This window comes from Pseudomonas panipatensis (assembly GCF_900099785.1).
In the GTDB taxonomy this organism is placed as follows: Bacteria; Pseudomonadota; Gammaproteobacteria; order Pseudomonadales; family Pseudomonadaceae; genus Pseudomonas; species Pseudomonas panipatensis.
The window spans coordinates 128,836-153,297 of sequence record NZ_FNDS01000007.1 but is presented as its reverse complement, the minus strand read 5'-3'; the positions used below and the strand labels follow the sequence as shown (position 1 = coordinate 153,297).

23 protein-coding genes and 1 other RNA gene are annotated in these 24,462 nt (G+C 67.4%); 8 read left to right on the top strand and 16 right to left on the bottom strand.

The genetic code is table 11. The features are described 5' to 3' along the window. The first annotated feature begins 100 nt into the window (after window positions 1-100). Both BLQ74_RS17185 and BLQ74_RS17180 read left to right on the top strand, forming a co-directional pair. Window positions 101-424: a DUF2388 domain-containing protein gene (locus BLQ74_RS17185; protein ID WP_090264351.1), complete on the top strand. Its 324-nt coding sequence runs from the start codon at window positions 101-103 to the stop codon at window positions 422-424. Window positions 425-530: 106 nt separating this feature from the next. Next, window positions 531-758: a hypothetical protein gene (locus BLQ74_RS17180; RefSeq protein ID WP_090264349.1), complete on the top strand. Its 228-nt coding sequence runs from the start codon at window positions 531-533 to the stop codon at window positions 756-758. An 81-nt stretch (window positions 759-839) separates the two neighbouring features. On the opposite strand, the gene gcvP is transcribed toward BLQ74_RS17180, so the two are convergent. The 9 genes from gcvP to BLQ74_RS17135 all read right to left on the bottom strand — a co-directional run bounded on the left by gcvP (window position 840) and on the right by BLQ74_RS17135 (window position 12,602). Beyond that, window positions 840-3,716 (bottom strand): aminomethyl-transferring glycine dehydrogenase, encoded by a 2,877-nt coding sequence (gcvP, locus tag BLQ74_RS17175; protein ID WP_090264807.1) that lies wholly within the window; start codon window positions 3,714-3,716, stop codon window positions 840-842. An 82-nt stretch (window positions 3,717-3,798) separates the two neighbouring features. Next, window positions 3,799-4,188 (bottom strand): glycine cleavage system protein GcvH, encoded by a 390-nt coding sequence (gene gcvH / locus BLQ74_RS17170; RefSeq protein WP_090264347.1) that lies wholly within the window; start codon window positions 4,186-4,188, stop codon window positions 3,799-3,801. 51 nt (window positions 4,189-4,239) lie between these two features. Beyond that, complete coding sequence (gcvT, locus tag BLQ74_RS17165; protein ID WP_090264346.1) at window positions 4,240-5,322, bottom strand: glycine cleavage system aminomethyltransferase GcvT; 1,083 nt, start codon at window positions 5,320-5,322, stop codon at window positions 4,240-4,242. Window positions 5,323-5,395: 73 nt separating this feature from the next. Beyond that, entirely contained in the window at window positions 5,396-7,030 is a 1,635-nt protein-coding gene (locus BLQ74_RS17160; protein ID WP_090264344.1) for an ABC transporter permease, read from the bottom strand. 76 nt (window positions 7,031-7,106) lie between these two features. After that, on the bottom strand, window positions 7,107-8,108 hold the full coding sequence (locus BLQ74_RS17155) for an extracellular solute-binding protein (protein WP_090264342.1): 1,002 nt from the start codon (window positions 8,106-8,108) through the stop codon (window positions 7,107-7,109). 135 nt (window positions 8,109-8,243) lie between these two features. Further along, a complete protein-coding gene (locus BLQ74_RS17150; RefSeq protein WP_090264340.1) occupies window positions 8,244-9,461 on the bottom strand; it encodes a 2-octaprenyl-3-methyl-6-methoxy-1,4-benzoquinol hydroxylase in 1,218 nt (405 codons plus the stop codon). A 56-nt stretch (window positions 9,462-9,517) separates the two neighbouring features. After that, window positions 9,518-10,702, bottom strand: a complete 1,185-nt coding sequence (gene ubiH / locus BLQ74_RS17145) for a 2-octaprenyl-6-methoxyphenyl hydroxylase (RefSeq protein WP_090264338.1) — start codon at window positions 10,700-10,702, stop codon at window positions 9,518-9,520. A gap of 1 nt (window position 10,703) precedes the next feature. Further along, a complete protein-coding gene (pepP, locus tag BLQ74_RS17140; RefSeq protein ID WP_090264335.1) occupies window positions 10,704-12,038 on the bottom strand; it encodes a Xaa-Pro aminopeptidase in 1,335 nt (444 codons plus the stop codon). 9 nt (window positions 12,039-12,047) lie between these two features. Further along, window positions 12,048-12,602: a UPF0149 family protein gene (locus tag BLQ74_RS17135; protein ID WP_090264333.1), complete on the bottom strand. Its 555-nt coding sequence runs from the start codon at window positions 12,600-12,602 to the stop codon at window positions 12,048-12,050. Window positions 12,603-12,783: 181 nt separating this feature from the next. On the opposite strand from BLQ74_RS17135, the gene BLQ74_RS17130 reads away from it, so the two are divergent. From BLQ74_RS17130 to BLQ74_RS17115, 4 genes are all read left to right on the top strand, one after another. Next, window positions 12,784-12,993, top strand: a complete 210-nt coding sequence (locus BLQ74_RS17130) for a TIGR02449 family protein (protein ID WP_043248492.1) — start codon at window positions 12,784-12,786, stop codon at window positions 12,991-12,993. Next, a complete protein-coding gene (locus BLQ74_RS17125; RefSeq protein WP_090264330.1) occupies window positions 12,990-13,304 on the top strand; it encodes a cell division protein ZapA in 315 nt (104 codons plus the stop codon). The genes BLQ74_RS17130 and BLQ74_RS17125 overlap by 4 nt, the downstream gene beginning before the upstream one ends. 31 nt (window positions 13,305-13,335) lie before the next feature. After that, window positions 13,336-13,514, top strand: a non-coding RNA gene (gene ssrS / locus BLQ74_RS17120) — 6S RNA. A gap of 10 nt (window positions 13,515-13,524) precedes the next feature. Beyond that, window positions 13,525-14,166: a 5-formyltetrahydrofolate cyclo-ligase gene (locus tag BLQ74_RS17115; protein WP_090264328.1), complete on the top strand. Its 642-nt coding sequence runs from the start codon at window positions 13,525-13,527 to the stop codon at window positions 14,164-14,166. Window position 14,167: 1 nt separating this feature from the next. Here BLQ74_RS17115 and BLQ74_RS27960 read toward each other — a convergent pair whose 3' ends face one another. Further along, a complete protein-coding gene (locus BLQ74_RS27960) occupies window positions 14,168-14,299 on the bottom strand; it encodes a hypothetical protein (protein WP_280139872.1) in 132 nt (43 codons plus the stop codon). A gap of 172 nt (window positions 14,300-14,471) precedes the next feature. Here BLQ74_RS27960 and BLQ74_RS17110 point away from each other — a divergent pair, with 172 nt between their 5' ends. Continuing rightward, window positions 14,472-14,927, top strand: coding sequence for an EVE domain-containing protein (locus BLQ74_RS17110; RefSeq protein ID WP_090264326.1), 456 nt, complete (start codon window positions 14,472-14,474; stop codon window positions 14,925-14,927). Window positions 14,928-15,024: 97 nt separating this feature from the next. Here the strand turns inward: BLQ74_RS17110 and BLQ74_RS17105 are convergent, their stop codons facing one another. From BLQ74_RS17105 to BLQ74_RS17090, 4 genes are all read right to left on the bottom strand, one after another. Further along, window positions 15,025-16,149, bottom strand: a complete 1,125-nt coding sequence (locus tag BLQ74_RS17105; protein ID WP_090264324.1) for an ABC transporter permease — start codon at window positions 16,147-16,149, stop codon at window positions 15,025-15,027. Window positions 16,150-16,152: 3 nt separating this feature from the next. Then, the gene (rbbA, locus tag BLQ74_RS17100; RefSeq protein WP_090264322.1) at window positions 16,153-18,891 is read right to left on the bottom strand and encodes a ribosome-associated ATPase/putative transporter RbbA; all 2,739 of its coding nucleotides are present in this window, start codon (window positions 18,889-18,891) and stop codon (window positions 16,153-16,155) included. Next, window positions 18,888-19,961, bottom strand: a complete 1,074-nt coding sequence (locus BLQ74_RS17095) for an HlyD family secretion protein (RefSeq protein WP_090264320.1) — start codon at window positions 19,959-19,961, stop codon at window positions 18,888-18,890. Before BLQ74_RS17095 ends, rbbA begins: the two co-directional genes overlap by 4 nt. A 120-nt stretch (window positions 19,962-20,081) precedes the next feature. Next, window positions 20,082-20,534: a flagellar basal body-associated FliL family protein gene (locus BLQ74_RS17090; protein ID WP_090264318.1), complete on the bottom strand. Its 453-nt coding sequence runs from the start codon at window positions 20,532-20,534 to the stop codon at window positions 20,082-20,084. Window positions 20,535-20,659: 125 nt separating this feature from the next. On the opposite strand from BLQ74_RS17090, the gene BLQ74_RS17085 reads away from it, so the two are divergent. Further along, the gene (locus BLQ74_RS17085; RefSeq protein ID WP_090264316.1) at window positions 20,660-21,637 is read left to right on the top strand and encodes an NADPH:quinone oxidoreductase family protein; all 978 of its coding nucleotides are present in this window, start codon (window positions 20,660-20,662) and stop codon (window positions 21,635-21,637) included. Between the two features lie 305 nt (window positions 21,638-21,942). Here the strand turns inward: BLQ74_RS17085 and BLQ74_RS17080 are convergent, their stop codons facing one another. Both BLQ74_RS17080 and ubiD read right to left on the bottom strand, forming a co-directional pair. Beyond that, complete coding sequence (locus BLQ74_RS17080; protein ID WP_090264314.1) at window positions 21,943-22,905, bottom strand: CDP-6-deoxy-delta-3,4-glucoseen reductase; 963 nt, start codon at window positions 22,903-22,905, stop codon at window positions 21,943-21,945. A 34-nt stretch (window positions 22,906-22,939) separates the two neighbouring features. Continuing rightward, window positions 22,940-24,406 (bottom strand): 4-hydroxy-3-polyprenylbenzoate decarboxylase, encoded by a 1,467-nt coding sequence (gene ubiD, locus BLQ74_RS17075; RefSeq protein WP_090264312.1) that lies wholly within the window; start codon window positions 24,404-24,406, stop codon window positions 22,940-22,942. Window positions 24,407-24,462: the final 56 nt, after the last annotated feature.

Here is a 24,462-nt window from a genome sequence, read left to right as displayed (position 1 = left end):
GCAGGCCGTCGGCACGTAGGAAAAATCAGTCAGGCGGCTTGGAACTCGCCGCCTGTGCGGCACTCTGAGGGGCGCGAACGCAGACACCCAAGGAGTAGCCATGCGTATCACCGGAGCGGCCATCGCCCTCGCCCTGTTTTCCCTGCCCCTCGCCTCGGCCATGGCCAGGGAACGGGATGACGGCTTCCTTCGCGGCCTGGTTTCCACCGGCGCCACCACCGCCTCCAGCTACCTGACCAGCGGCGGCGACCGCAAGCTGGTCGGCCCGCTGGCGGATGACGCCAGCAGCTTCGTCGCCAGCGATGGCGCCATTCGCGGCCCCTACCTGGAAGCCGAACTGCAGCGCCTGCGCGAACAGCACCCGGACCTGCAACAACGCAGCGACCAGGAACTGGCCAGCGCCCTGCTCGCCGGCGAACGCTGAGCGCGAGGCCCCGGCGACGCGGCCGGATGCTTGCGCCCGGCCGCGACAAGGCGGATAAAGCCGCAGTCCGGCGCTATCCGCCTTATTCATGACAAGGAGTGTTTCGATGTCCGATCCCGTCCAGCCCCTGAAGATCGTGCTCATCCTGATGATCGCCAGCGAGGGCTTCTGGCTGCTCAACCGCCTGCTCAGCGTCGTCGGCCTGGAGCTTTACTCGCTGCTGCCGGCGCCGCTGTACAACCTGCTGGGGATGCTCGGCAACGTGCTGATGATCCTGCTGTGCTATTTCCTCTTCGTGCTGGTCTCGCGCGTGTCGCTCAAGCCGCGCGAGTGAGCCGCCCCGACGACCGCCGGGGCGTATCGCACAGCCATGAAAAAGCCGCCAGAAGGCGGCTTTTTCATGGGCGATCGACGCTTACTCGCGGTAGTCGCCCACCGGCACGCAGGCGCAGAACAGGTTGCGGTCGCCGTAGACGTTGTCGACCCGGTTGACCGCCGGCCAGTACTTGAAGGCGCGGGTGTGCTCGGTGGGGGTCACCGCTTCGGCGATCGGGTACGGCCGGTCCCACACGCCGGTGACGTCGGCCAGGGTGTGCGGCGCGCGCTTGAGCGGGTTGTCCTCGGCCGGCCACTCGCCGGTCTCGACCTTGGCGATCTCCGCGCGGATGCTCAGCATCGCCTCGACGAAGCGATCCAGCTCATGCTTGGACTCGCTCTCGGTGGGCTCGACCATCAGCGTGCCGGGCACCGGGAAGGACATGGTCGGCGCGTGGAAGCCGTAGTCCATCAAGCGCTTGGCCACGTCTTCCTCGCTGATCCCGGTCTGCGCCTTGAGCGGCCGCAGGTCGAGGATGCACTCGTGGGCGACGCGCTCGTTGCGCCCGCGGTAGAGCACCGGGAAGGCGCCATCCAGCTTGCTCGCCAGGTAGTTGGCGTTGAGGATCGCCACCTCGGTGGCGTCGGCCAGTTGCGGGCCCATCATGGCGATGTACATCCAGCTGATCGGCAGGATACTGGCGCTGCCCCAGGGCGCGGCGCTGACCGCGCCGTTCAGCGGGTTAGGGCCTTCGATGCGGATCACCGGGTGGTTGGCGACGAAGGGCGCCAGGTGCTTCTTCACGCCGATCGGGCCCATGCCCGGACCGCCACCGCCGTGGGGAATGCAGAAGGTCTTGTGCAGGTTCATGTGCGACACGTCGGCGCCGATGTCGGCCGGACGCGCCAGGCCGACCTGGGCGTTGAGGTTGGCGCCGTCCATGTAGACCTGGCCGCCGTGGCTGTGGATGACCTCGCAGATTTCGCGGATGCCTTCCTCGTAGACGCCATGGGTCGAGGGGTAGGTGATCATCAGGCAGGACAGCTGCGCGCCGGCTTCCGCGGCCTTGGCCTTGAGGTCGGCGAGGTCGACGTTACCGCCCTTGTCGCACTCGACGATGACCACGCGCATGCTCGCCATGATCGCCGAGGCCGGGTTGGTGCCGTGGGCCGAGGACGGGATCAGACAGATATTGCGGTGCGTGTCGCCACGGCTCTCGTGGTACTTGCGGATCGCCAGCAGCCCGGCGTATTCGCCCTGGGCGCCGGAGTTGGGCTGCGTGCAGATGGCGTCGAAGCCGGTAATGGCGCACAGCCAATGCTCCAGCTCTTCGATCATCAGGCGGTAGCCCTCGGCCTGCTCGCGCGGCACGAAGGGGTGCAGATTGGCGAATTCCGGCCAGGTGATCGGGATCATCTCGCTGGTGGCGTTGAGCTTCATGGTGCAGGAGCCCAGCGGGATCATCGATTGGTTCAGCGCCAGGTCCTTGCCTTCGAGCTGGCGCAGGTAGCGCAGCATCTCGGTTTCGCTGTGGTGGCGGTTGAACACCGGATGGGTCAGGTAGGCGGAGCTGCGCTGTAGCGCGGCGGGAATGCCGTCGGCCACGGCGGCGGCGTCCAGCGCGGCGACATCGAGGCCGTGGCCGGCGCCGAGGAAGATGTCGAACAGCGCGGCGACGGTCTGCGCGCTGGAGGTTTCGTCGAGGCTTACGCCCAGGCGATCGTCGCCGACGATGCGCAGGTTGTAGCGCAGGGCGCGGGCGCGTTCGAGGATCGCTGCCTGCTGCCCGCCGACCTCCAGGGTCAGGGTGTCGAAGAAGTGCTGGTTGAGGCGCTTGACGCCCTTGGCCGCCAGGCCGGTGGCGAGCACCGCGGTCAGCCGCTGCACACGCTGGGCGATGCGCTTGAGGCCTTGCGGGCCGTGGTAGACGGCATAGAGGCTGGCGATGTTGGCCAGCAGCACCTGCGAGGTGCAGACGTTGGAGTTGGCCTTCTCGCGGCGGATGTGCTGTTCGCGGGTCTGCAGGGCCATGCGCAGCGCGGTGTTGCCACGGGCGTCCTTGGACACGCCGATGATGCGGCCGGGCATGGCGCGCTTGTATTCGTCGCGGGTGGCGAAGAAGGCCGCATGCGGACCGCCGTAGCCCATGGGCACGCCGAAACGCTGGGCACTGCCGAGGACCACGTCGGCGCCGAGTTCGCCCGGCGGCGTGAGCAGCAGCAGGCTGAGCAGATCGGCGGCGACGCAGGCGATGGCTTGCTGCGCGTGCAGGGCGGCGATCAGCGGACGCAGGTCGCGGATTTCGCCATGGCTGTCCGGGTATTGCAGCAGCGCGCCGAACACCTGGTGCTGGCCGAGGTTTTCCGGCGCATCGACGACCAGGTCGAAGCCGAAGGCGTCGGCGCGGGTCTGCACCACCGAGATGGTCTGCGGGTGGCAGTTGGCGTCGACGAAGAACAGGTTGCTCTTGGCCTTGGCCACGCGCTTGGCCAGGGCCATGGCTTCGGCGGCGGCGGTGGCTTCGTCGAGCAGCGAGGCGCTGGCCAGGTCGAGGCCGGTGAGGTCGATGGTCAGTTGCTGGAAGTTCAGCAGCGCCTCCAGGCGGCCCTGGGCGATTTCCGGCTGGTACGGGGTGTAGGCGGTGTACCAGCCGGGGTTTTCCAGCACGTTACGGAGAATCACGGTGGGCGTGACGGTGCCGTAGTAGCCGGTGCCGATCAGGCTGGTCCAGAGCTGGTTCTGCTGCGCATAGCCCTTCAGTTTCGCCAGTGCGCCCTGCTCATCCAGCGCCGCCGGCAATGCCAGCGGACGGTTCAGGCGAATGGCGGGCGGCACCGTCTGCACGATCAGTTCGTCGCGGCTGGCGACCCCGAGGACGTCGAGCATGGCCTGTTGCTCGATCCCGTCGGGGCCGAGGTGGCGGCTGAGGAAGGCGTCGGACTGGTGCAACTGGGAAAGCGAAGGGGTCTGCGACATGGCGTCCATCTCGAACTAAGGCGTACAGCGATGACGAAAAACAAGGCCCCGACGAATCGAGGCCTTGAGGGACGTATCAGGGTCAGGCGTCTGCGTCGCAGGCCGTCCGGTACCCGGCGGCGTCGAGCAGCTTGTCCAGCTCGGCCGGGTTGCTCGGCTTGAGCTTGAAGAACCAGGAACCGTAGGGATCGTTGTTGACGTTTTCCGGGGTGTCGGCCAGCGCCTCGTTGATCGCGATCACCTCGCCGCCCACCGGCGCGTAGATGTCCGAGGCGGCCTTGACCGACTCCACGACACCGGCTTCCTGGCCGGCGGCCAGTTGCTTGCCGAGTTCCGGCAGTTCGACGAAGACCACATCGCCCAGGGCTTCCTGAGCATGATCGGAAATGCCCACGGTGACGCTACCGTCGGTTTCCAGGCGCGCCCACTCGTGGCTGGCGGCGTAACGCAGTTCGGCGGGAATATTGCTCATCTTGTTTTCCTCGAGGACTGGGCAGCGGCGACGACGGGTCGCCTATGCAATTTAGATCAGGGCCTTGCCATGGCGCACGAAATTCGGCTGAACGACGCGTACCGGGTACCACTTGCCACGAATTTCCACTTCGGCGCGGTCGCCGGTCGCCGCCGGCACGCGGGCCAGGGCGATGGACTTGCCGAGGGTCGGGGAGAAGCTGCCGCTGGTGATTTCGCCGTCGCCGACACCGGCGACCCGCACCACCTGGTGGGCGCGCAGCACGCCGCGCTCTTCCAGCACCAGGCCGACCAGCTTCGGCTGGCTGCCGGCGGCGCGCTGCGCCTCCAGCGCCTGGCGGCCGATGAAGTCGCGCGCGGCCGGTTCCCAGGCGATGGTCCAGCCCATGTTGGCGGCCAGCGGCGAGATGCTCTCGTCCATGTCCTGACCGTAGAGGTTCATCCCGGCTTCCAGGCGCAGGGTGTCGCGCGCGCCCAGGCCGGCGGGGGCGATGCCGGCGCCGACCAGTTCGTTGAGGAAGCCCGGCGCTTCGGCGGCCGGCAGCATGATTTCCAGGCCATCCTCACCGGTGTAACCGGTGCGGGCGATGAACCAATCGCCATCGGCCTTGCCCTGGAAGGGCTTGAGTTCGCGGATCAGCGCGGCGCGCGAGGGGGTCACCAGCTCGGCGGTCTTTTCCCGTGCGTTGGGGCCCTGGACGGCCAGCATGGCCAGGTCCGGACGCTGCTGCAGGGTGACCTCGAAGCCTTCGGTGTGGGCCTGCATCCAGGCCATGTCCTTCTCGCGGGTGGCGGCGTTGACCACCACGCGGTAGCCGTAGACGCCGAGATAGACGATGAGGTCGTCGACCACCCCGCCTTGGTCGTTGAGCATGCCGCTGTAGAGCGCCTTGCCCGGCACCTGCAGACGCTCGACGTCATTGGCCAGCAGGCGTTGCAGGTATTCCTTGGCCTGCGGACCGGTGACGTCGACCACGGTCATGTGGGAAACATCGAACACGCCGCAGTCGCGGCGTACCTGGTGGTGCTCTTCGACTTGCGAGCCGTAGTGCAACGGCATGTCCCAGCCGCCGAAATCGACGATCTTGGCGCCGAGTGCGACATGCAGGTCGTAGAGCGGGGTGCGCTGTCCCATGGGTGGTCTCCTTCCGGGATTTGCGGATGCGGAGCGCGAGGTCGGCCCGCACGAAACGGGCGCATTGTAGCCGCTAGGTGGAATGCTGGACACCTGAATTCCGTCCGACGCCGCTGGCGGCGGAGCGGCGGATCAGCAGCGCCACCGGCAGCAGCCCGGCGAGCACCAGGCTCAACGCCGGCAGCGCGGCGCGCGCCCATTCGCCCTCGCTGGTCATCTCGAAGATACGCACGGCCAGGGTGTCCCAGCCGAACGGACGCATCAGCAGGGTCGCCGGCATTTCCTTGAGCGCATCGACGAAGACCAGCAGCGCGGCGCTGAGCAATCCCGGGCTGAGCAGCGGCAAATAGACCCGCCGGAACAGGCCCAGGCCGCTGACGCCGAGACTGCGCGACGCCTCGTCCAACGACGGGCGAATCCGTGCCAGGGTGCTTTCCAGCGGTCCCTGGGCCACCGCCAGGAAGCGGATCAGGTAAGCCAGCAACAGCGCACCCAGGCTGCCCAGCAGCAACGGCTTGCCGGCCCCGCCGAGGGCGCTCGACAGGGGGACCACCCAGTGATTGTCCAGCCAACTGAAGGCCAGCATGATCGCCACCGCCAGCACCGAGCCGGGCAGTGCGTAGCCGAGATGGGCCAGCCCCAGCGCGCCACGCAGCAGCGGGCTCGGCGCCTGGCGCCGGGCGAACGCCAGGAGCAGGCCGACCGCCACCGTCAGCGCCGCCGCCGCGCCGCTCAGGCCAAGGCTGTGCGCGAGCAGGTCAAGGTAACGCGCGTCGAGGTCGAAGCGCCCGCGCTGCCAGCACCACAGCAGCAGTTGCGCCAGCGGCACGACGAAGGCGCAGAGAAACACCAGCCCGCACCAGCCGCTGGCGACGCCGGCCTTCCAGCCGCGCAACCGGTACAGCGCGGCGGAACGCGGCCGCTCGCTGGCGCCCGCCGCGCGGCCACGGCTGCGCCGTTCGCCGAGCAACACGAGGAACACCCCGAGCAGCAGCAGGCTGGCCAGTTGCGCGGCGCTGGACAGGCTGTAGAAGCCATACCAGGTCTTGTAGATGGCGGTGGTGAAGGTGTCGAAATTGAACACCGCCACCGCGCCGAAATCGGCCAGGGTCTCCATGACCGCCAGCGCCAGCCCCGCGCCGATGGCCGGTCGCGCCATGGGCAGGGCCACGCGCCAGAAGGCTTTCCAGGGCGACAGCCCGAGCACCCGCGCCGCCTCGGTCAGACCGCGCCCCTGGGCGAGAAAGGCGCCGCGCGCGAGCAGGTAGACGTAGGGATAGAAGACCAGCACCAGTACCAGAATCACCCCGCCGCTGGAGCGCACCCGCGGCAGGCGCAGGCCACTGCCGAAGCACTCGCGCAACAACGTTTGCAGCGGGCCGGAAAAATCCAGCAGGCCGACGAAGACGAACGCCAGCACATAGGCCGGCATGGCGAAGGGCAGCATCAGCGCCCAGTCCAGCCAGCGCCGCCCGGGAAACTCGCAGAGGGCGGTGAGCCAGGCCAGGCTGGTACCCAGCAGGGTCACGCCGAGGCCGACCCCCAGCACCAGCAGCAGGCTGTTGCCGAGCAGGCGCGGCAACTGGGTCTCCCACAGATGCGTCCAGATCTCGCCATCGATCTCCGCCCAGCTCAGCGCCAGCACACTGAGCGGCAGCAACACCAGGGCGGCGACGGCGAAGACGATCGGGTACCAGCGAAAGGACATGGCGTCAGGCTTCAAGCGCGGGGTGGATGGAGCGACAGGGTGGCTGGCGCGCAGCGATACCGCAGCCGCAACCGCTTCAGTTCCAGCCGGCGCGATCCATCAGTTTGATCGCCTCCGCCTGGCGCTTGCCGGCGACTTCCAGCGGAATGCTGTCGGCCTTGAAGCTGCCCCAGGCAGCGACTTCCCTGGACGGCGCGACCGCCGGGTTGGCCGGGAACTCCTGATTCAAGCCGGCGAACAGCGCCTGTGCCTCGGCGCCGGTCATCCACTCGACCAGGGCCTTGGCCTGTTGCGGGTGCGGCGCGTAGCGGGTCAGGCCGATCCCGGAGAGGTTGACGTGCACGCCGCGGTCGCCCTGGTTCGGCCAGAACAGCTTGATCGGCAGATCCGCGTTCGCCTGGTGCAGGCGCCCGTAGTAGTAGGTGTTGACGATGCCGACATCGCACTGGCCGGCGGCGATGGCCTGGAGCAGCGCGTTGTCGTCGGAGAACACCTCGGTGGCCAGGTTGTTCACCCAGCCCTTGAGAATGGCCTCGGTCTGCTCGGCGCCATGGGTCTCGATCAGGGTCGCGGTCAGCGACTGGTTGTAGACCTTCTTCGCCGTGCGCAGGCACAGGCGGCCTTCCCACTGTTTGTCGGCCAGCGCCTCGTAGGTCGACAGCGCTTCCGGCTTCACCCGCGCGGAGGAATAGGCGATGGTCCGCGCGCGCAGCGACAGGCCGGTCCAGCTATCGGTCGCGGAGCGGTACTGCGGGGGAATGTTGGCATCGACGGTCGGCGAGTCGAAGGGTTGCAGGATGCCCATCTTCTCCGCCTGCCAGAGGTTGCCGGCATCCACCGTGAGCAGCAGGTCGGCGGGAGTGTTGGCGCCCTCGGCCTTGATCCGCGCCATCAGCGGCGCCTCCTTGTCGGTGATGAACGTCACCTTGACCCCGGTCTTGGCGGTGTAGGCGTCGAACACCGGCTTGATCAGCTCGTCGATGCGCGAGGAATAGACCACCACTTCGTCGGCGGCCTGGGCGGCACTGGAGAGGGCGACGAGCGCGAGGGCGGCGAGAAGGCCATGGCGAACCGACATAGGGGCGAGTCCTGGGCAGTCAATGAGGGGCCAAATGATAAGGAACCTCATTTACTACCGGACGCTGCCTTTGTGTCCGGGTGTTTCGCCCCGCCGCGATCCAGGGTCGCGCCAGCGCGCCGCTGGAGCGCGGCCTCAGACCCGCGCCAGCGTCGGCAGGTCGCCGGACAGGCCGAGTGCCTGGCGGACGAACAGGCCCTTGGCTTCGTGGTGGCGGTCGACCAGGCGCAGGCCGGCGTTGCGCAGCCAGCGCAGGCCCAGCGGATCGGCCTGGAACAGGCGCTGGAAGCCTTCCATCGCGGCCATCATCGCCAGGTTGTGCGGCATGCGCCGGCGCTCGAAGCGGCTCAGCACGCGCTCGTCGGCGATACGTTCGCCGCGCTCATGGGCATGCAGCAGCACCTCGGCGAGCACTGCGGCGTCGAGGAAGCCCAGGTTCACGCCCTGCCCGGCCAGCGGGTGGATGGTGTGCGCGGCGTCGCCGATCAGCGCCAGCCCCGGCTCCACATAGCGTTTGGCATGGCGTTGGCGCAGCGGGATGCACAGGCGCGGATCGACCTGTTCGATGCTTCCCAGGCGTTCCTCGAAAGCGCGCCCCAGGGCGCCACGGAAATCCGCGTCGTCCAGGGCCATCAGTTGTTCGGCCTGTTCCGGGGTGGTCGACCAGACGATCGAGCACCAGTGTGCATCGCCATCGCGCGACAGCGGCAGGAAGGCCAGCGGGCCGTCATCGGTGAAGCGCTGCCAGGCCGTGGCCTGGTGCGGCTTCGCGCAGCGCACGCTGGTGACGATGGCATGGTGCAGGTAATCCCATTCGCGGGTGGCGCAGCCGGCCAGGCGGCGGACCGCCGAGTTGGCGCCGTCGGCGGCGATCAGCAGCGGCGTGCGGATCTGCCGACCGTCGGCCAGGGTCAGCAGCCAGTCGTCGCCGGAATGCCGCAACTGTTCCAGGCGCGCCCCCGGCATCAGACCGATGGTGGAGTCGTGCAGACGCTCCAGCAGGGCGTCCTGGACCACGCGGTTCTCGACGATATGGCCGAGCACGTCGGCGTGCACGCTGGCCGCGCTGAAATGCACCTGGCCCGTGCCGGAGCCGTCCCAGACGTGCATGTCACGATATGGCTCGGCGCGCCGGGCGAGGATGCCGTCCCAGGCGTGCAGGCGCTGGAGAATGCGCCGGCTGGCTTCGGACAGGGCGCTGACGCGCGGCTCGAAGGGCGCCGCGCGGTCATAGGGTTTGACGCTCAACGGCGAGCCGTCCAGCAGGAGAATCTCCAAGCCGCTGCCTTCCAGCGCCAAGGCCAGCGCGCTGCCGACCATTCCCGCACCGACGATGACCAGATCCGCGTGCATGTCCTTTCCTTAAATTCAAGCCCGCCGCGCGGGACGCAGGGTGTGGGTTGCCATGGCTAGACCGGGCGCGCGCCTATGCCCATCGCCTGACGGGCGAACCAGCGCTTGGCCGGCGGCAACAGATCGAGGCCGAGCAGCCCCAGGTTGCGCCCGGCGGCCAGCACCGGCTGGGCAGTGGAAAACAGGCGGGTGACGCGGTCGGAGAAGCCCACGGTCAACTGCTGGTCGAGCCGCTGGCCATCCAGGTAACGCTGCAGTACGGCGAAGTCGCCGGGCTTGGCCTCTTCGCCGAGCAGGCGATCGGCCAGGGCCTGGGCGTCGCGCAGCGACAGGTTGAAGCCCTGCCCGGCGATCGGGTGCAGGCTGTGCGCGGCGTTGCCCAGCACCACCAGGTGCGGGCGCACCTGTTCCTCGGCCGCGACCAGCGCCAAGGGATAGCAATATCGCGCGCCGACCTGGCGGAAAGCGCCCAGGCGGTAGCCGAAGGCTTCCTGCAATTCGGCGAGGAACTGGTTGTCGGGCAGCTCGCGCAAGCGCTCGGCTTCCGCCGCCGGCCGCGTCCACACCAGCGCACAGCGGTTTTCCGGCAACGGCAGCAGGGCCATCGGCCCTTCGTCGGTGAAACGCTCGAAGGCCTGGCCGCGATGGGCTTCCGACGGCGTGACGTTGGCGATCAGCGCGGTCTGCCCGTAGGGCACCTTGCGCACGGCGATGCCGAGCTGCTCGCGCAGGCTGGAGCGGCCGCCATCGGCCAGCACGGCAAGGTCGCAGTCGAGCTGCGAGTCGTCGTCGAGGGTCAGCCGATAGCCATCGCCGAGCACCTCCATGCGCCGCACTTCGGCGGGACAGCGCCAGCTCACCACTTCGGGGTCCAGCGCGCGCCACAGGCACTGGCCGAGCCAGGCGTTCTCCACCACGTAGCCGAGCGCCGGCACGCCCTCCTCCACCGCGGTCAGGCGCGCGGAGCCGAAGCGGCCGCGGTCGGACACATGGATCTGCATGATCGGTTCGCCGCGCTGGACGATCCGCGGCCACAGGCCGAGGCGTTCGTAGATCTGCCGGCTGCCGAAGGAGAGCGCCGACGAGCGCGCGTCATAGCTGGGTTGGTAGGCGTCGCCGGGGGCGAAGGGTTCGATCAGCACGATCGACCAGCCGCGCGCCTTGGCGCCGGCCTGCAGGGTCAGCGCCAGGCTGGCGCCGACCAGGCCGCCGCCGATGATCGCCAGTTGCGTGCGCGACACCTCAGGCCGCCTCGGCCTTGGCCGCAGCCATCAGCGCCTCGATCTCGGCGACGGTCTTGGGCACACCGTCGGTCAGCACTTCGCAGCCAGTGCGCGTGACCACCACGTCGTCCTCGATGCGCACGCCGATGCCACGCCATTTCTTCGCCACGTTGGTGTTGTCCGGCGCGATGTAGATACCCGGCTCGACGGTCATCGCCATGCCCGGTTCGAGCACGCGCCATTCGCCACCGACCTTGTACTCGCCGACGTCGTGCACATCCATGCCCAGCCAGTGGCCGGCACGGTGCATGTAAAAGGCCTTGTAGGCCTCGCTGGCGATCAGCTCGTCGACCTCGCCGCTGAGCAGGCCGAGCTTCACCAGGCCGGCGGTGATGACGCGCACCGTGGCTTCGTGGGCTTCGTTCCAGTGGCGGCCGGGGGCGATGTAGGCGAAGGCCGCCATGTTGGCTTCCAGCACCAGCTCGTAGATGGCCTTCTGCTCGGGGCTGAAGGTGCCGCTGGCCGGGAAGGTGCGGGTGATGTCGCTGGCGTAGCAGTCGATCTCGCAGCCGGCGTCGATCAGGATCAGGTCGCCGTCCTTGATCTGCGCGTCGTTCTCCCGGTAGTGCAGGATGCAGGCGTTGCGGCCGCTGGCGACGATCGAGCCATAGGCCGGCATCTTCGCCCCACCCATGCGGAACGCATATTCGAGTTCGGCCTCCAGGTGATATTCGTAGAGCCCCGGGCGGCAGGCCTGCATGGCGCGGATATGGGCGCCACAGGAGATCTCCGCGGCGTAGCGCATCACCTTCACTTCGCTGGCGCTCTTGTACAGGCGCTGGTCGTGCAGCAGGTGGTCGAGGGCGACGAATTCGTTCGGCGGCTGCGCGCCCTGGCGGGCCTTGGAGCGGATCACGTTGATCCAGTCCATCAGCCGGCGGTCGAACTCGGGATTGGCGCCCAGCGCATAGTAGACGCGCTCGCGGCCTTCGATCAGGCCGGGGAGGATGTCGTCGATATCGCCGATGGGGAAGGCGTCGTCGGCGCCGAAGTCCTTGATCGCGCCGTCCTGGCCGGCACGCAGGCCGTCCCACAGCTCGCGCTCGGGATCACGCTCGCGGCAGAACAGCACGTACTCGCCGTGCTCGCGGCCGGGGATCAGCGCCAGCACCGCTTCCGGCTCGGGGAAGCCACTGAGGTACTGGAAATCGCTGTCCTGGCGGTAGACGTGCTCGACGTCGCGGTTGCGGATGTACATCGGCGCCGCCGGCAGGATGGCGATGCTGTTGGGCTCCATCTGCGCCATCAGCGCCTTGCGCCGACGGGCGTATTCCGATTTGGCGATACGGATCATGCAGCTACCTCAGTGCAGGGAGGGTTTCGCGGCCGGCGCCGGGGCCTTGCCGAATTCGGCGAACAGCAACAGCGGCGCGACCCGCAGGTATTCCTGGACTTCCATATAGTCGGACTCGCCGTCCTCGGACTCGTCGAGCTGGCCCTGGATCTGGGCGATGGCGGCGATGTCCTGCAGCACTTCGTCGGCCTCGTCGGAGAGGCTGGCTTGGCGCAGAGCCAGGCCGAAACCGGCGAGGAAACCCTGGCACCACTGGCCGAGGGCCACGGCACGCTCGGCCAGCGGCGCGTCGTCGGTGGGCAGCATCAGCACCACGGCCATTTCGCCGGTGCTGAAGTCCTGCTGGACCATGCCGAGCAGACCGCCCAGGGCTGCCTGCAAACGCTCGCTGGGGTCGCCGCCGAGCAGCTCGCTGGCGGCCTGCTGCCATTCGTCCTGGTCGAAACCGGCGCCGGCGCAGACGCGCCCGAGCAGGTGACCATGGAGTTCGGCGGGGGAAACCGGCAGCGCCGCTTCGGCGAGCAGGTTGGCGAAGGCGGAGTAGGCGGAGCTTGCTGTGGACATGTGCGGACCTGATATCGACGCTAGGCGCCATCGGGCGCTGCGCATAGAATGAGAGCCCGTATCCTAGCACCGCCGGGCGCGGCTAGACCATGCGAGGGCTCGGCGACGGGCCGTCGCGTTGACCCGTGCCACGGCGGCTTCTATATAGTTTCCGGTCATCCCCTTGCCCAAGCGAGAGCCCATGGAAGACGCCGACCTGCACGCGCTGATCGCCAAATTCGACTTGCTGCTCCAACGCCTGGAACAGCTCAAGGCGGAGAACCGGCTGCTGCGGGCAAACGAAAAGAACTGGCGTGAAGAGCGCGCCCATCTGATCGAAAAGAACGAATTGGCGCGACACAAGGTCGAAGCGATGATTTTGCGCCTGAAAGCCCTGGAGCAGGACTCATGAGCCAGTCGAATACCCTTACCGTGCAGATCCTCGACAAGGAATACTGCATCAATTGCCCCGCCGACGAACGCGTCAATCTGGAAAGCGCCGCGCGCTACCTGGACAGCAAGATGCGCGAGATCCGCTCCAGCGGAAAGGTCATCGGTGCCGACCGCGTGGCCGTGATGGCCGCGCTGAACATCACCCATGACCTGCTGCACAAGCAGGAGCGCCTGGACCACGAGCACAGCTCGACCCGCGAACGGGTGCGCGAACTGCTCGACCGCGTCGACCGCGCCCTTACCACCGATCAGTCCGGGAGTGAAGACTGACCGACGCGAAAAGCCTGGGGTATACTGGCCACGCTCCCTGGTGTGTTGGCCAGTCGGTGATGTCCCTGAGCCGATAATCGCAACAACGGAGGTTGCCAGTTGGGCTGGTGTGCATGTCCGCACGACGGAAAGCCTTAAAGCCTACTGCAACCGCCACCTTGAACTTTCGGGTTCAAGGGCTAACCCGACAGCGGCATGTCCGGGGAGCTTTCCTCCTTCCATGATCCACGTCCAAGACCATTCCCGCGCCGCCCTGCGCCGCCTCCTGCGCCAGGCTCGCCGCGCACTCACTCCGCTGCAGCAACGTCGGGCCGCCCAGGCGCTTTATCGCCAGATGGCGCAGCATCCGTTGTTCCGCCGCGCACGCCACATCGCCCTGTACCTGCCCGCCGACGGCGAGATCGACCCGCGCCCGCTGCTGCGCGCCGCGCAGAAGCGCGGCAAGCGCACCTACCTGCCGGTGCTCAGTCGCTGGCCGCAGACGCACATGAGCTTCCAGCGCGTCGGCAACGGCGAACGCTGGACACGCAACCGCTTCCGCATTGCCGAACCGCTGGCCGATCGCGCGCGCCAACGCGCGACCTGGACGCTGGACCTGGTGCTGCTGCCGCTGGTGGGGTTCGATGAGCAGGGGGGACGACTGGGGATGGGCAAGGGCTTCTACGACCGCGCCCTGGGCTACCTGGGGCGGCGCAAGACCTGGCGGAAACCGACGCTCCTGGGCCTGGCCCATGAATGCCAGAAAGTGGACAGGCTGGACCTGGCCAGTTGGGACGTACCGCTGGGGGGGATCGTCAGTGACGCCGGCTGGTACGGTGCGCTCGCATCGGCACCGCGCTCCCTGCGGCGCCGCACGGGATGAATCAGGGCTGCTTGGTCACCTGCACAGGGACATTGCCCTGGCGGTCCAACAGGCTCTGGGTATAGCCGGTGGTGACGACTCCCAGGCCGAACAGGATGACCAGTACCCAAAGCAGATCAGGCTTGCGCTTCATCGATTGCCTCCCCCTTCCAGGCAAACTGTCAACGATGGCCGGCGTCCGGCACGTGCCAAGCTAAAAACCGGCGGCATTCTCCGACAATGCAGAGCATCCCGCAATTGCATCGCCGATCCGATTGTCGGAGTCGGTTTATTCCTACAAAAGCGGCAAACAGGGAGCAAAGATCATGCCGTACTGGCTGATGAAATCGGAACCCGATGAACTGTCCATCCACGACCTGCAACGCCTCGGCAAAGCCCGCTGGGATGGCGTGCGCAACTACCAGGCGCGCAACTTCCTGCGCAGCATGGCGGCGGGCGAGACGTTCTTCTTCTACCACTCGAGTTGCCCGCAACCGGGCATCGCCGGCATTGCCCGCATCGAGGGCGAGCACTACCCCGACCCGACCGCGCTGGACCCGCAGAGCCCCTACCACGACGCCAAGGCCAGTGCCGAGAAGAATCCCTGGAGCGCGCGCGATGTGAGCTTCGTCGAAGCCTTCAGGGAAGTGCTGCCACTGGCGGCCATCAAGGCCGCCGCCGGACTGGAAGAGCTGGCCCTGGTGCAGCGTGGCAGTCGCCTGTCGGTGATGCCGGTGAGCGAGGAGCAGTGGCGGATCATTCTCGGCCTGGCGCGGCGCTGAGGTGACCCTGCCGGGCGAATAATGCCCGCCAGGCGTTGTCCGCCCTCCGCGCCCCGCGCGCGAGTCGAGGGGCGCGGAGCAACGCGTGGCGCACGCGTCAGGCCATCTGCGAAATGGTCCGGCGGAAGCGCCACAGCGCACCGCAGAAGAAGAAGCTGCCGATGCCGATGATGGCGAGGAACTGCGGCCAGACGATGGACAGCCCGGCGCCACGGAACAGGATGGCCTGGGCCAGGCTGACGAAGTGCGTGGTCGGCGCCGCCAGCATGATGTTCTGCACCAGCTCCGGCATGCTCTCGCGCGGCGTGGTGCCGCCGGAAAGGATCTGCAACGGGATCAGGGTGAGGATCACCAGCAGGCCCAGTTGCGGCATCGAACGCGCCACGGTGCCGATGAAAATGCCCATGGAGGTGGTGGCGAACAGGTGCAGCGCCGCGCCGACCAGGAACAGCGACAGCGAGCCGACGAGCGGCACACCGATCCAGCCACGCACCACAATCAGCAGCGATAGCGCGGCGGCCACCAGCACCACCACGCCCATCGACCAGACCTTGGCCAGCATGATCTCGAAGGCGCTCAGCGGCATCACCAGGAGGTGCTCGACGGTGCCGTGCTCGCGCTCACGGATCAGCGCGGCGCCGGTGAGGATGATCGACAGCATGGTGATCTGGTTGATCACCTCCATCACCGCACCGAACCAGGCCTGGGTCAGGTTCGGGTTGAACTCCATGCGCACCGCCAGTTGCGCCGGCATGCCCGGTTCGGCGCGGTAGCGGCTGACGAACTCGCGCACCTCGGTGGCGACGATGTTCTGGATATAGCCGGCGCCGGAGAAGGCCTGGGCGGTCTGGGTCGCGTCGACGTTGACCTGGATCGCCGGCTGGCGGCCGGCCAGCACGTCGCGCTGGAAGTCCGGCGGGATGTCCAGGGTGAAGCTGTACAGGGCGGTGTCCATGCCGCGGTCCATCTGCGCATGGTCGATCATCTCCGGCGCCCGGAAGTACGGCGGCTGGAAGGCATTGATGATGCGCGAGGAGAGTTGCGACTGGTCCTCGTCGACCACGGCGATGGGCGCATGGTGCAGGGTTTCCGGGATGCCCGTGGCGGAGCTGTAGACGCCCAGGGTGAAGGCCCAGGCGATCAGCACCAGCATGCCGACGTCGCGGCCGAGGCTGCGGAATTCCTTGATGCCCAGGTTGAAGATATTCGCCAAGGCTCTCATGACTCAGTCCTCCTGCTTCTTCAGCAGGCGCGCACTGAGCAGGGTCAGCACGACGATCGATGCCAGCAGCGGCAAGTAGTAGATCCACAAATCGGCGAAGCCCAGCGCCTTGGAGAAGGTGCCGCGGCTGATGACCAGGAAGTGGGTGGTCGGATACAGCTTGCCGATGAAGGCGCCGGCGCCTTCCAGCGAGGACACCGGGTGGATCAACCCGGCGAACTGGATGGCCGGGATCATGGTGGCGATGGCGGTGCCGAACACCGCGGCGATCTGACTTTTCATGAAGGTCGAGAGCAGCAGACCGAGGCCGGTGCTGGTCCAGACATAGAGGAAGGCGCCGAGGCTCAGCGCCAGCAGACTGCCCTTGAGCGGCACGCGGAACAGCAGCACGGCCATGGCCAGCATCAGCACGAAATTGACCATGCCCATGGCGACATAGGGCAGTTGCTTGCCGAGGAGGAACTCCAGGCGCGTCACCGGCGTGACATAGAGGTTGGTGACCGAGCCCAGCTCCTTCTCGCGCACCACGCCGAGGGCGGTGAGCATCGCCGGAATCATGATCAGCAACAGCGGGATCACCGCCGGGACCATGGCCTTGAGGCTTTCCACATCGGGGTTGTAGCGGTAGCGCACTTCGGTGCTGGCCGCCGCGCTGGCCTCGGCATTGCCGGTCTGCCGGGCGAGGTCGGCGAGGTAGGCGCTGTGCAGCCCCTGCACGTAGCCTTGCACGGTGGTTGCGCGCTGCGGCATGGCACCGTCGATCCACACGCCGATGGTCGGATTGGCACCCCGCTTCAGATCGCGCCCGAAGTCCGGCGGTATCTCGATCGCCAGGCTCAGCTCGCCACTGCTCAGGCGTCGTTCAAGGTCATCCGGATCGCGGATCGCCGGGTGTTCGACGAAGTAGCGCGAGCCAGCGATGTTCAGCGCGTAGGCCTGGCTGGTGGTGGTCTGGTCACGGTCGAGCACGGCGTAGGAGAGGTCTTCGACATCCATGTTGATGCCGTAGCCGATGATGAACATCAGCAGCGCGGTGCCGAGCAGCGCCAGGGTCAGGCGAATGGGATCGCGGCGCAGCTCCATCGACTCGCGACGGGCGTAGCTGAACAGCCGCAGCGGACTGAAACGGTCATTGCGCGGCTGGCGGCCAGCCTCCGCCGGGGCGGCTTGCGGCGTCGGTTCGGCCGGCGCTGCGGCGCTGCCGGCGGCCTCTTCCAGGTAGGCGATGAAGGTCGCCTCCAGGGTCGGCAGACCGCGCTTCTCCATCAGCCGCTGCGGGGTGTCGCTGTCCAGCACCTTGCCGGCGTGCATCAGCGAGATGCGGTCGCAGCGCTGCGCCTCGTTCATGAAGTGCGTGGAGATGAAGATGGTCACCCCGTCCTGCCGCGACAGCTCGACCATCAGCGCCCAGAAGCCATCGCGGGCCACCGGGTCGACCCCCGAGGTGGGCTCGTCGAGGATAAGGATTTCCGGCTTGTGGATAACCGCCACCGCCAGCGACAGGCGCTGGCGGATACCCAGCGGCAGGCTGTCCGGCAGTTCGTCCCGGACCTTTTCCAGGTCGAAGCGGCGCAGCATTTCCTCGACCCGCGGGGCGATCTGCGCCGTCGGCAGGTGGAACAGCTTGGCGTGCAGTTCGAGGTTCTGCAGCACCGTCAGCTCGGCGTAGAGCGAAAAGGCCTGGGACATGTAGCCGACCCGCTGGCGGGTATGCATGTCGTTGGCGTCCACCGGCTGGCCAAACAGCGCGCAGCTGCCCTCGCTGGCCGGCAACAGGCCGGTGAGCATTTTCATGGTGGTGGACTTGCCGCAGCCGTTGGAGCCGAGGAAGCCGAAGATTTCCCCGCGCTCGATGCGGAAGCTGACGCGATCGACGGCGACGAAATCGCCGAAGCGACAGGTCAGGCCATCGGCCTCGATGGCGATCTGCGGCGCGCCTTCGGCCTGGGCGCGCGGCGGAATCACCAGTTGCCGGTGACCGGCGCGCTTGTGCTCGGGCAACAGGGCGACGAAGGCCGCCTCCAGGTTCTGCGTCGCGGTCTTGTCCCGTAGCTCGGCGGGTGTGCCGGTGGCCAGGACCTTGCCCTCGTCCATCGCCACCAGCCAATCGAAACGCTCGGCCTCCTCCATGTAGGCGGTCGCCACCAGTACGCTCATGCCCTGGCGGCCAGCGCGAATGCGGCCGATCAACTCCCAGAACTGGTTGCGCGAGAGCGGATCGACACCGGTGGTCGGCTCGTCGAGGATCAGCAGGTCAGGGTCATGGATCAGCGCGCAGCACAGCCCGAGCTTCTGCTTCATGCCGCCGGAGAGCTTGCCCGCCGGGCGCTCGGCGAAGGGCGCCAGCCCGGTGCTCTGCAGCAGGTCGGCGATGCGCCGTTCGCGCTCGGCCTTGTCGTGGCCGAACAGGCGGCCGAAGAAATCGACGTTCTCGAACACCGACAGCGTCGGGTACAGGTTCTTGCCCAGTCCCTGCGGCATATAGGCTATGCGCGGGCAGATCGCGCGGCGGTGGCGGGAATCGCGCATGTCGCCGCCAAGCACCTGGATCTCGCCGCTCTGCATCTTCCGCGCGCCGGCGATCAGCGCCAGCAGGCTGGACTTGCCGACCCCATCCGGGCCGATCAGGCCGACCATGCGGTTGGCCGGGATCTCCAGGCTGACCGCATCCACCGCGCGCGTCTCGCCGTAGCGCAGCGAGACGCCCGTGAGGCGCGCCACGGCGGATTCGGCGACGCTCATTGCGGAACCTTGATCTGCAGCTTGTCCGGCCACTGCGCGTTAGGGTCGAGGCGCATATAGGCCATGCCCGGCACGCCGGTCTTCACGTAGGTGATGTACTTCTGCAGCAGCGCCGGATCGAGACGCGCCTTGACGCGGAACATCAGTTTCTCGCGCTCGCTGGCGGTTTCCACGGTCTTCGGGGTGAACTGGGCGACGCTGGCGACGTAGGACACCTTGGCTGGAATCACGTACTGCGGCACCGCGTCTATCACCAGGCGCACCTCCTGACCGAGCTGGACCTTGCCGGCCTGCATGGCGGGCAGGAAGAAGGTCATGTAGACGTCGGCCAGGTCGACCATGTTGAGCAGCTTGCCGCCGGCCGCCAGGACTTCGCCCGGTTGCGCCACGCGGTATTGCACGCGGCCGTTGCGCGGGGCCTTGAGCAGGCTGTCGTCGATGTCCGCCTGCAAGCGCGCGACGCTGGCGGTGGCGGCCTCGATGGCGGATTGCGCTTCGATCACCTGGGAACGCCCGGCCTCGATCGCCGCTTGCGCCGAGATGACTTGCGAGCGTGCGGCGGACAAGGCCGCCTGCGCGCTCTGCAGGACGGCGCGGTCGTCATCCAGTTGCTGCAATGGCAGGGCATTGCGCTTGACCAGCGCTTCGGTACGGGCGAAGCGCTTCTGCGCGGCGGTCAGTTCGGCCTGACGCTGCGCCACCACCGCCTCGGCGGTGTCCTTTTCGCTGTTGCGCTGGGCCACCAGCGACTCGGCGGTGCGCTTGGCATTCTGCGCCTGGCGCGCCTCGGCCTGGGCCTGGGCCAACTGGGCTTCGAGCACCTGGGTGTCCATGCGCGCGACCACATCGCCGACCCGGACGAAGTCGCCCTCGTCGACTCTGATTTCGGCGACACGCCCGGGAAGCTTGGTGGCAACGTCCACTTCGGTCGCCTCGATGCGGCCATTGCCGCTGGCGAAACCTTCACCGAGCCCGCTCGGGCGGAGGGTCTGCCAAGCCAGTGCGGCGACCACGGCGATCGCCGCGAGAATGCCCCCACGAACCAGCCAACGCTTTGCGTTTCCCTTCATCGTAACCCCTGCTCAACGGTCAACTTGACCAATATGGTGGGGATCTTCAGCGATTAGTGGCGAAAGGGCCTTGATACAAATCAGGCACGCCCGGATTAGCCCTACCGGGCAATCAGCGGCTTAGGGTTGAACGATCAGATTGTTGAACAACAGATCGTCGACCAAAGGCTTCCCTTCCTCCTCGTTGAGGACCGTCTGGATTTGCTTCAGCGCCTCCTGGCGCAGTTTTTCCTTGGCATCGACGCTACCCAGGGTGTCGTCGGTCTGTTGGGCGAAAAGCATGATCAACTGGTTGCGCAGCAGCGGCTCGTGGTGCTCGACCTTGTCCTTGGCCTCCTTGCCGGTGACCTTGAGGGCGATATCGGCCTTGAAGTACTTGAGCTTGGGACCGCTGCCGTAGTTACCCACCAGCGCCGGCGTGAGGTCGACGAACATGACCTTGGTGGCTTCGTCTTTGCCGCCTTCCGCCTTGGCAGCCTCTTCGGCCAGTGCCAGCGGGCTCAGGGTCAGGAACAGCAGCAGGGCGAGGAATGCTCTCAAGACGACTTCTCCGGAAATGATGCCCGCTAGCATAGCCAGACAATCGCCGCGGCCCAAGCCCGGGCGTTATACAGCGGCATCAACCGGGGCGATTCTGATAGGCCCCGCCGTCCACCACTTCTACACTCCCGGCATCACTCGAAAGGAGTCCTGCCCCGATGAAAGCCGTGCTGTGCAAAGCCTTCGGCCCCGCCGAAACCCTGGTCCTGGAAGAAGTCGCCAGCCCCGAGCCGAAGAAGAACGAAGTCCTGCTGGAGGTGCACGCCGCCGGGGTGAACTTCCCCGACACCCTGATCATCGAGGGCAAATACCAGTTCAAGCCGCCCTTCCCCTTCTCTCCGGGCGGCGAGGCGGCCGGCGTGGTTGCCGCGGTCGGCGAGAAGGTCAGCCACCTCAAGCCCGGCGACCGGGTCATCGCCCTCACCGGCTGGGGTAGCTTCGCCGAGCAGGTGGCGGTGGGTGGCTACAACGTGCTGCCGATCCCGGCGGGCATGGACTTCACCACCGCCGCGGCGTTCGGCATGACCTACGGCACCTCGATGCACGCGCTCAAGCAGCGCGCCAACCTGCAGCCGGGCGAAACCCTGCTGGTGCTCGGCGCCTCCGGTGGCGTCGGCCTGGCGGCGGTGGAGATCGGCAAGGCCATGGGCGCCAAGGTGATCGCCGCGGCCAGCAGCGAGGCCAAGCTGGAGGTGGCGAAAGCCGCTGGCGCCGATGTGCTGATCAACTACAGCGAAGGCAGCCTGAAGGACAAGCTCAAGGAGATCACCGGCGGCCAGGGTGTCGATGTGATCTACGATCCGGTCGGCGGCGAGCTGTTCGAGGAAGCCTTCCGCAGCATCGCCTGGAACGGCCGCATGCTGGTGGTCGGCTTCGCCAGCGGAACCATCCCCTCGCTGCCGGCCAACCTGCCGTTGCTCAAGGGCGCGGCGCTGGTCGGGGTGTTCTGGGGCGCCTTCGCCCAGCGCCAGCCGCAGGACAACGCGGCGAACTTCCAGCAACTGTTCCAGTGGTTCGGCGAAGGCAAGCTGAAGCCGCTGGTGTCGCAGACCTACCCGCTGGAGAAGGCGGCCGACGCGATCAACCACCTCGGCCAGCGGCGCGCGGTGGGCAAGGTGGTGGTGACGGTGCGCTGAGGCTGTTTGAACGGATCCGACGGCACGGGAGAGGGCACCGCCCAAACCGAGCCGAAGCGCCCGTCCCGGGCACTCCGCGTGGGGCGCATGACGCCTCACGCGTCATCCGCCGAAGGATCACGCAAATGAACGGCGGATAACCGGAAGGCTATCCGCCCTCCCCGTCAGCGGCACAGCGGCCTGAAGCGCTCGCGCAACTGACGCTTCTGTGCCTCGCCATTAGTCGTGCGGCAGCGCATCCACCCGCAGTGGGCACTGGGTCGCCAGCGCGCCGAATGCTCCCAGGCCTTAGCCGGGGGCGGCCCTCAGCGCGGCGCGTAGGCGAAGACGTCGGCGCGCATCTGGTGCGCGTCCATGCCAGCCGCCACCAGGGCGTCGAGCGTGGCGTAGACCATCGCCGGCGAGCCGCTGGCGTAGACGCTCAGCGCACCGAGGTCGGCGAAATCCTCGCACACCGCCTCGTGCAGCAGGCCACAGCGGCCGTCCCAGCCACAGAGATCGCTGACCACCTTGTGCAGGTACAGGTTCGGCAGCGTCTTCCACTCGCTCCAGTGCGGCAGTTCGTAGAAGTCTTCCGGCCGGCGCACGCCCCAGTAGAGGTGCACCGGATGGACGAAGCCCTGGGCACGGCAGTGCTCGATCAGGCTGTGCATCTGCGCCATGCCGGTGCCGGCGGCGATCAACACCAGGGGACCGGCGGGCAGCTCGGCCAGGTGTGCATCGCCAAACGGCAACTGAACGCGGGCGATGCGTTCACGCTGCAGCTGTTCGAGCAACTGGATGGCGCTGTTCTCACGGGCCAGGATGTGCAGCTCCAGGTCGCGCCCCTCATGGGGGGCCGAAGCCAGGGAGAAGGCCGAGCTGCCGCCTTCGCGTTCGATCAGCAGGTATTGCCCGGCGTGGTAGCGCGGCGGCTTGCCAGCCGGGGCGCGCAGGCGCACACGCCAGACATCGCCGCCCACCGGCTGGCACAGAGTGACCTGGCAGGCCAGCTTGCGCAGCGGCAGCTCGCCGGGGGCGAGCACGCCGTCCCAGTGCAGCACGCAGTCTTCCAGGGGCTCGGCCAGGCAAGTGAATACCTCGCCATGCTCACGTACTTCGCCGGACTGCCGGGCACGGCCTTCCACCAGCAGCGCCGCACAGACATGGCAATTGCCATTGCGGCACGCCTGCGGGCAGTCGAAGCCCAGGCGCCGCGCGGCGTCGAGGATGCGTTCGCCGGGCAGCGCCTCGAAGCTGGCGCCGGACGGTTGCAGGGTGACTCTCATGCCGCGCCTCCGCGGCGGATACTGCGCGCACCCATCAATCGATCCCCAGGCTGGCCCAGATTTCGTCGACGCGGCGCGTCACCGCCTCGTCCTTGACGATGGCGCGGCCCCACTCGCGGCTGGTCTCGCCGGGCCACTTGTGGGTGGCGTCGAGGCCCATCTTCGAGCCCAGGCCGGAAACCGGCGAGGCGAAGTCGAGGTAGTCGATAGGCGTATTGTCGATCATCACAGTGTCACGCTTGGGGTCCATGCGCGTGGTGATCGCCCAGATCACGTCGTTCCAGTCCCGCGCATTGATGTCATCGTCGGTCACTATGACGAATTTGGTGTACATGAACTGTCGCAGGAACGACCAGACACCCAACATGACGCGCTTGGCGTGGCCGGGGTACTGCTTCTTCATGGTCACCACCGCCATGCGGTACGAGCAGCCTTCCGGCGGCAGGTAGAAGTCGGTGATCTCGGGGAACTGCTTCTGCAGGATCGGCACGAAGACTTCGTTCAGCGCCACGCCGAGGATCGCCGGCTCATCCGGCGGCCGCCCGGTGTAGGTGCTGTGGTAGATCGGCTTCTGCCGACGGGTGATGCGCTCGACGGTGAACACCGGGAAGCGGTCCACCTCGTTGTAGTAGCCGGTATGGTCGCCATAGGGGCCTTCATCGGCCATCTCGCCGGGGTGGATCACCCCCTCGAGGACGATCTCGGCGCTGGCCGGCACCTGCAGGTCACTGCCGACGCACTTCACCAGCTCGGTCTTGTGTCCGCGCAACAGGCCGGCGAAGGCGTATTCGGAGAGGCTGTCCGGCACCGGGGTCACGGCACCGAGGATGGTCGCCGGATCGGCGCCCAGGGCCACCGCCACCGGATAGGGACGGTCCGGGTATTTCTGGCACCACTCGCGGTAGTCGAGGGCGCCGCCGCGATGGCTGAGCCAGCGCATGATGACCTTGTTGCGGCCAATCACCTGCTGGCGGTAGATGCCGAGGTTCTGCCGTTCCTTGTTCGGCCCGCGGGTGACGGTCAGGCCCCAGGTGATCAGCGGACCGACGTCGCCCGGCCAGCAGGTCTGCACCGGCAGCTTGCCCAGGTCGACGGCATCGCCTTCTTCGATGACTTCCTGGCAGGGGCCGTCCTTGAGCACCTTGGGCGCCATGGACAGAACCTTCTTGAAGATCGGCAACTTGGACCAGGCATCCTTCAGGCCTTTCGGCGGCTCCGGTTCCTTGAGGAAGGCCAGCAGCTTGCCGATTTCGCGCAGTTCGGAGACATCCTCCGCGCCCATGCCTAGGGCGACACGCTCGGGCGTGCCGAAGAGGTTGCCGAGCACCGGGATGTCGAAGCCGGTCGGTCGCTCGAACAACAGGGCCGGGCCTTTGGCGCGCAGGGTGCGGTCGCACACCTCGGTCATTTCCAGCACGGGGGAAACCGGCGCCTGGATGCGCTTGAGCTGGCCGCGCTGTTCCAGGGCTGCGATGAAGTCGCGCAGGTCGCGATACTGCATGGAGGTCTCGATGACGTATGGCGGGAAGATGCGACAGTTTAGCCGTTAACAACGCC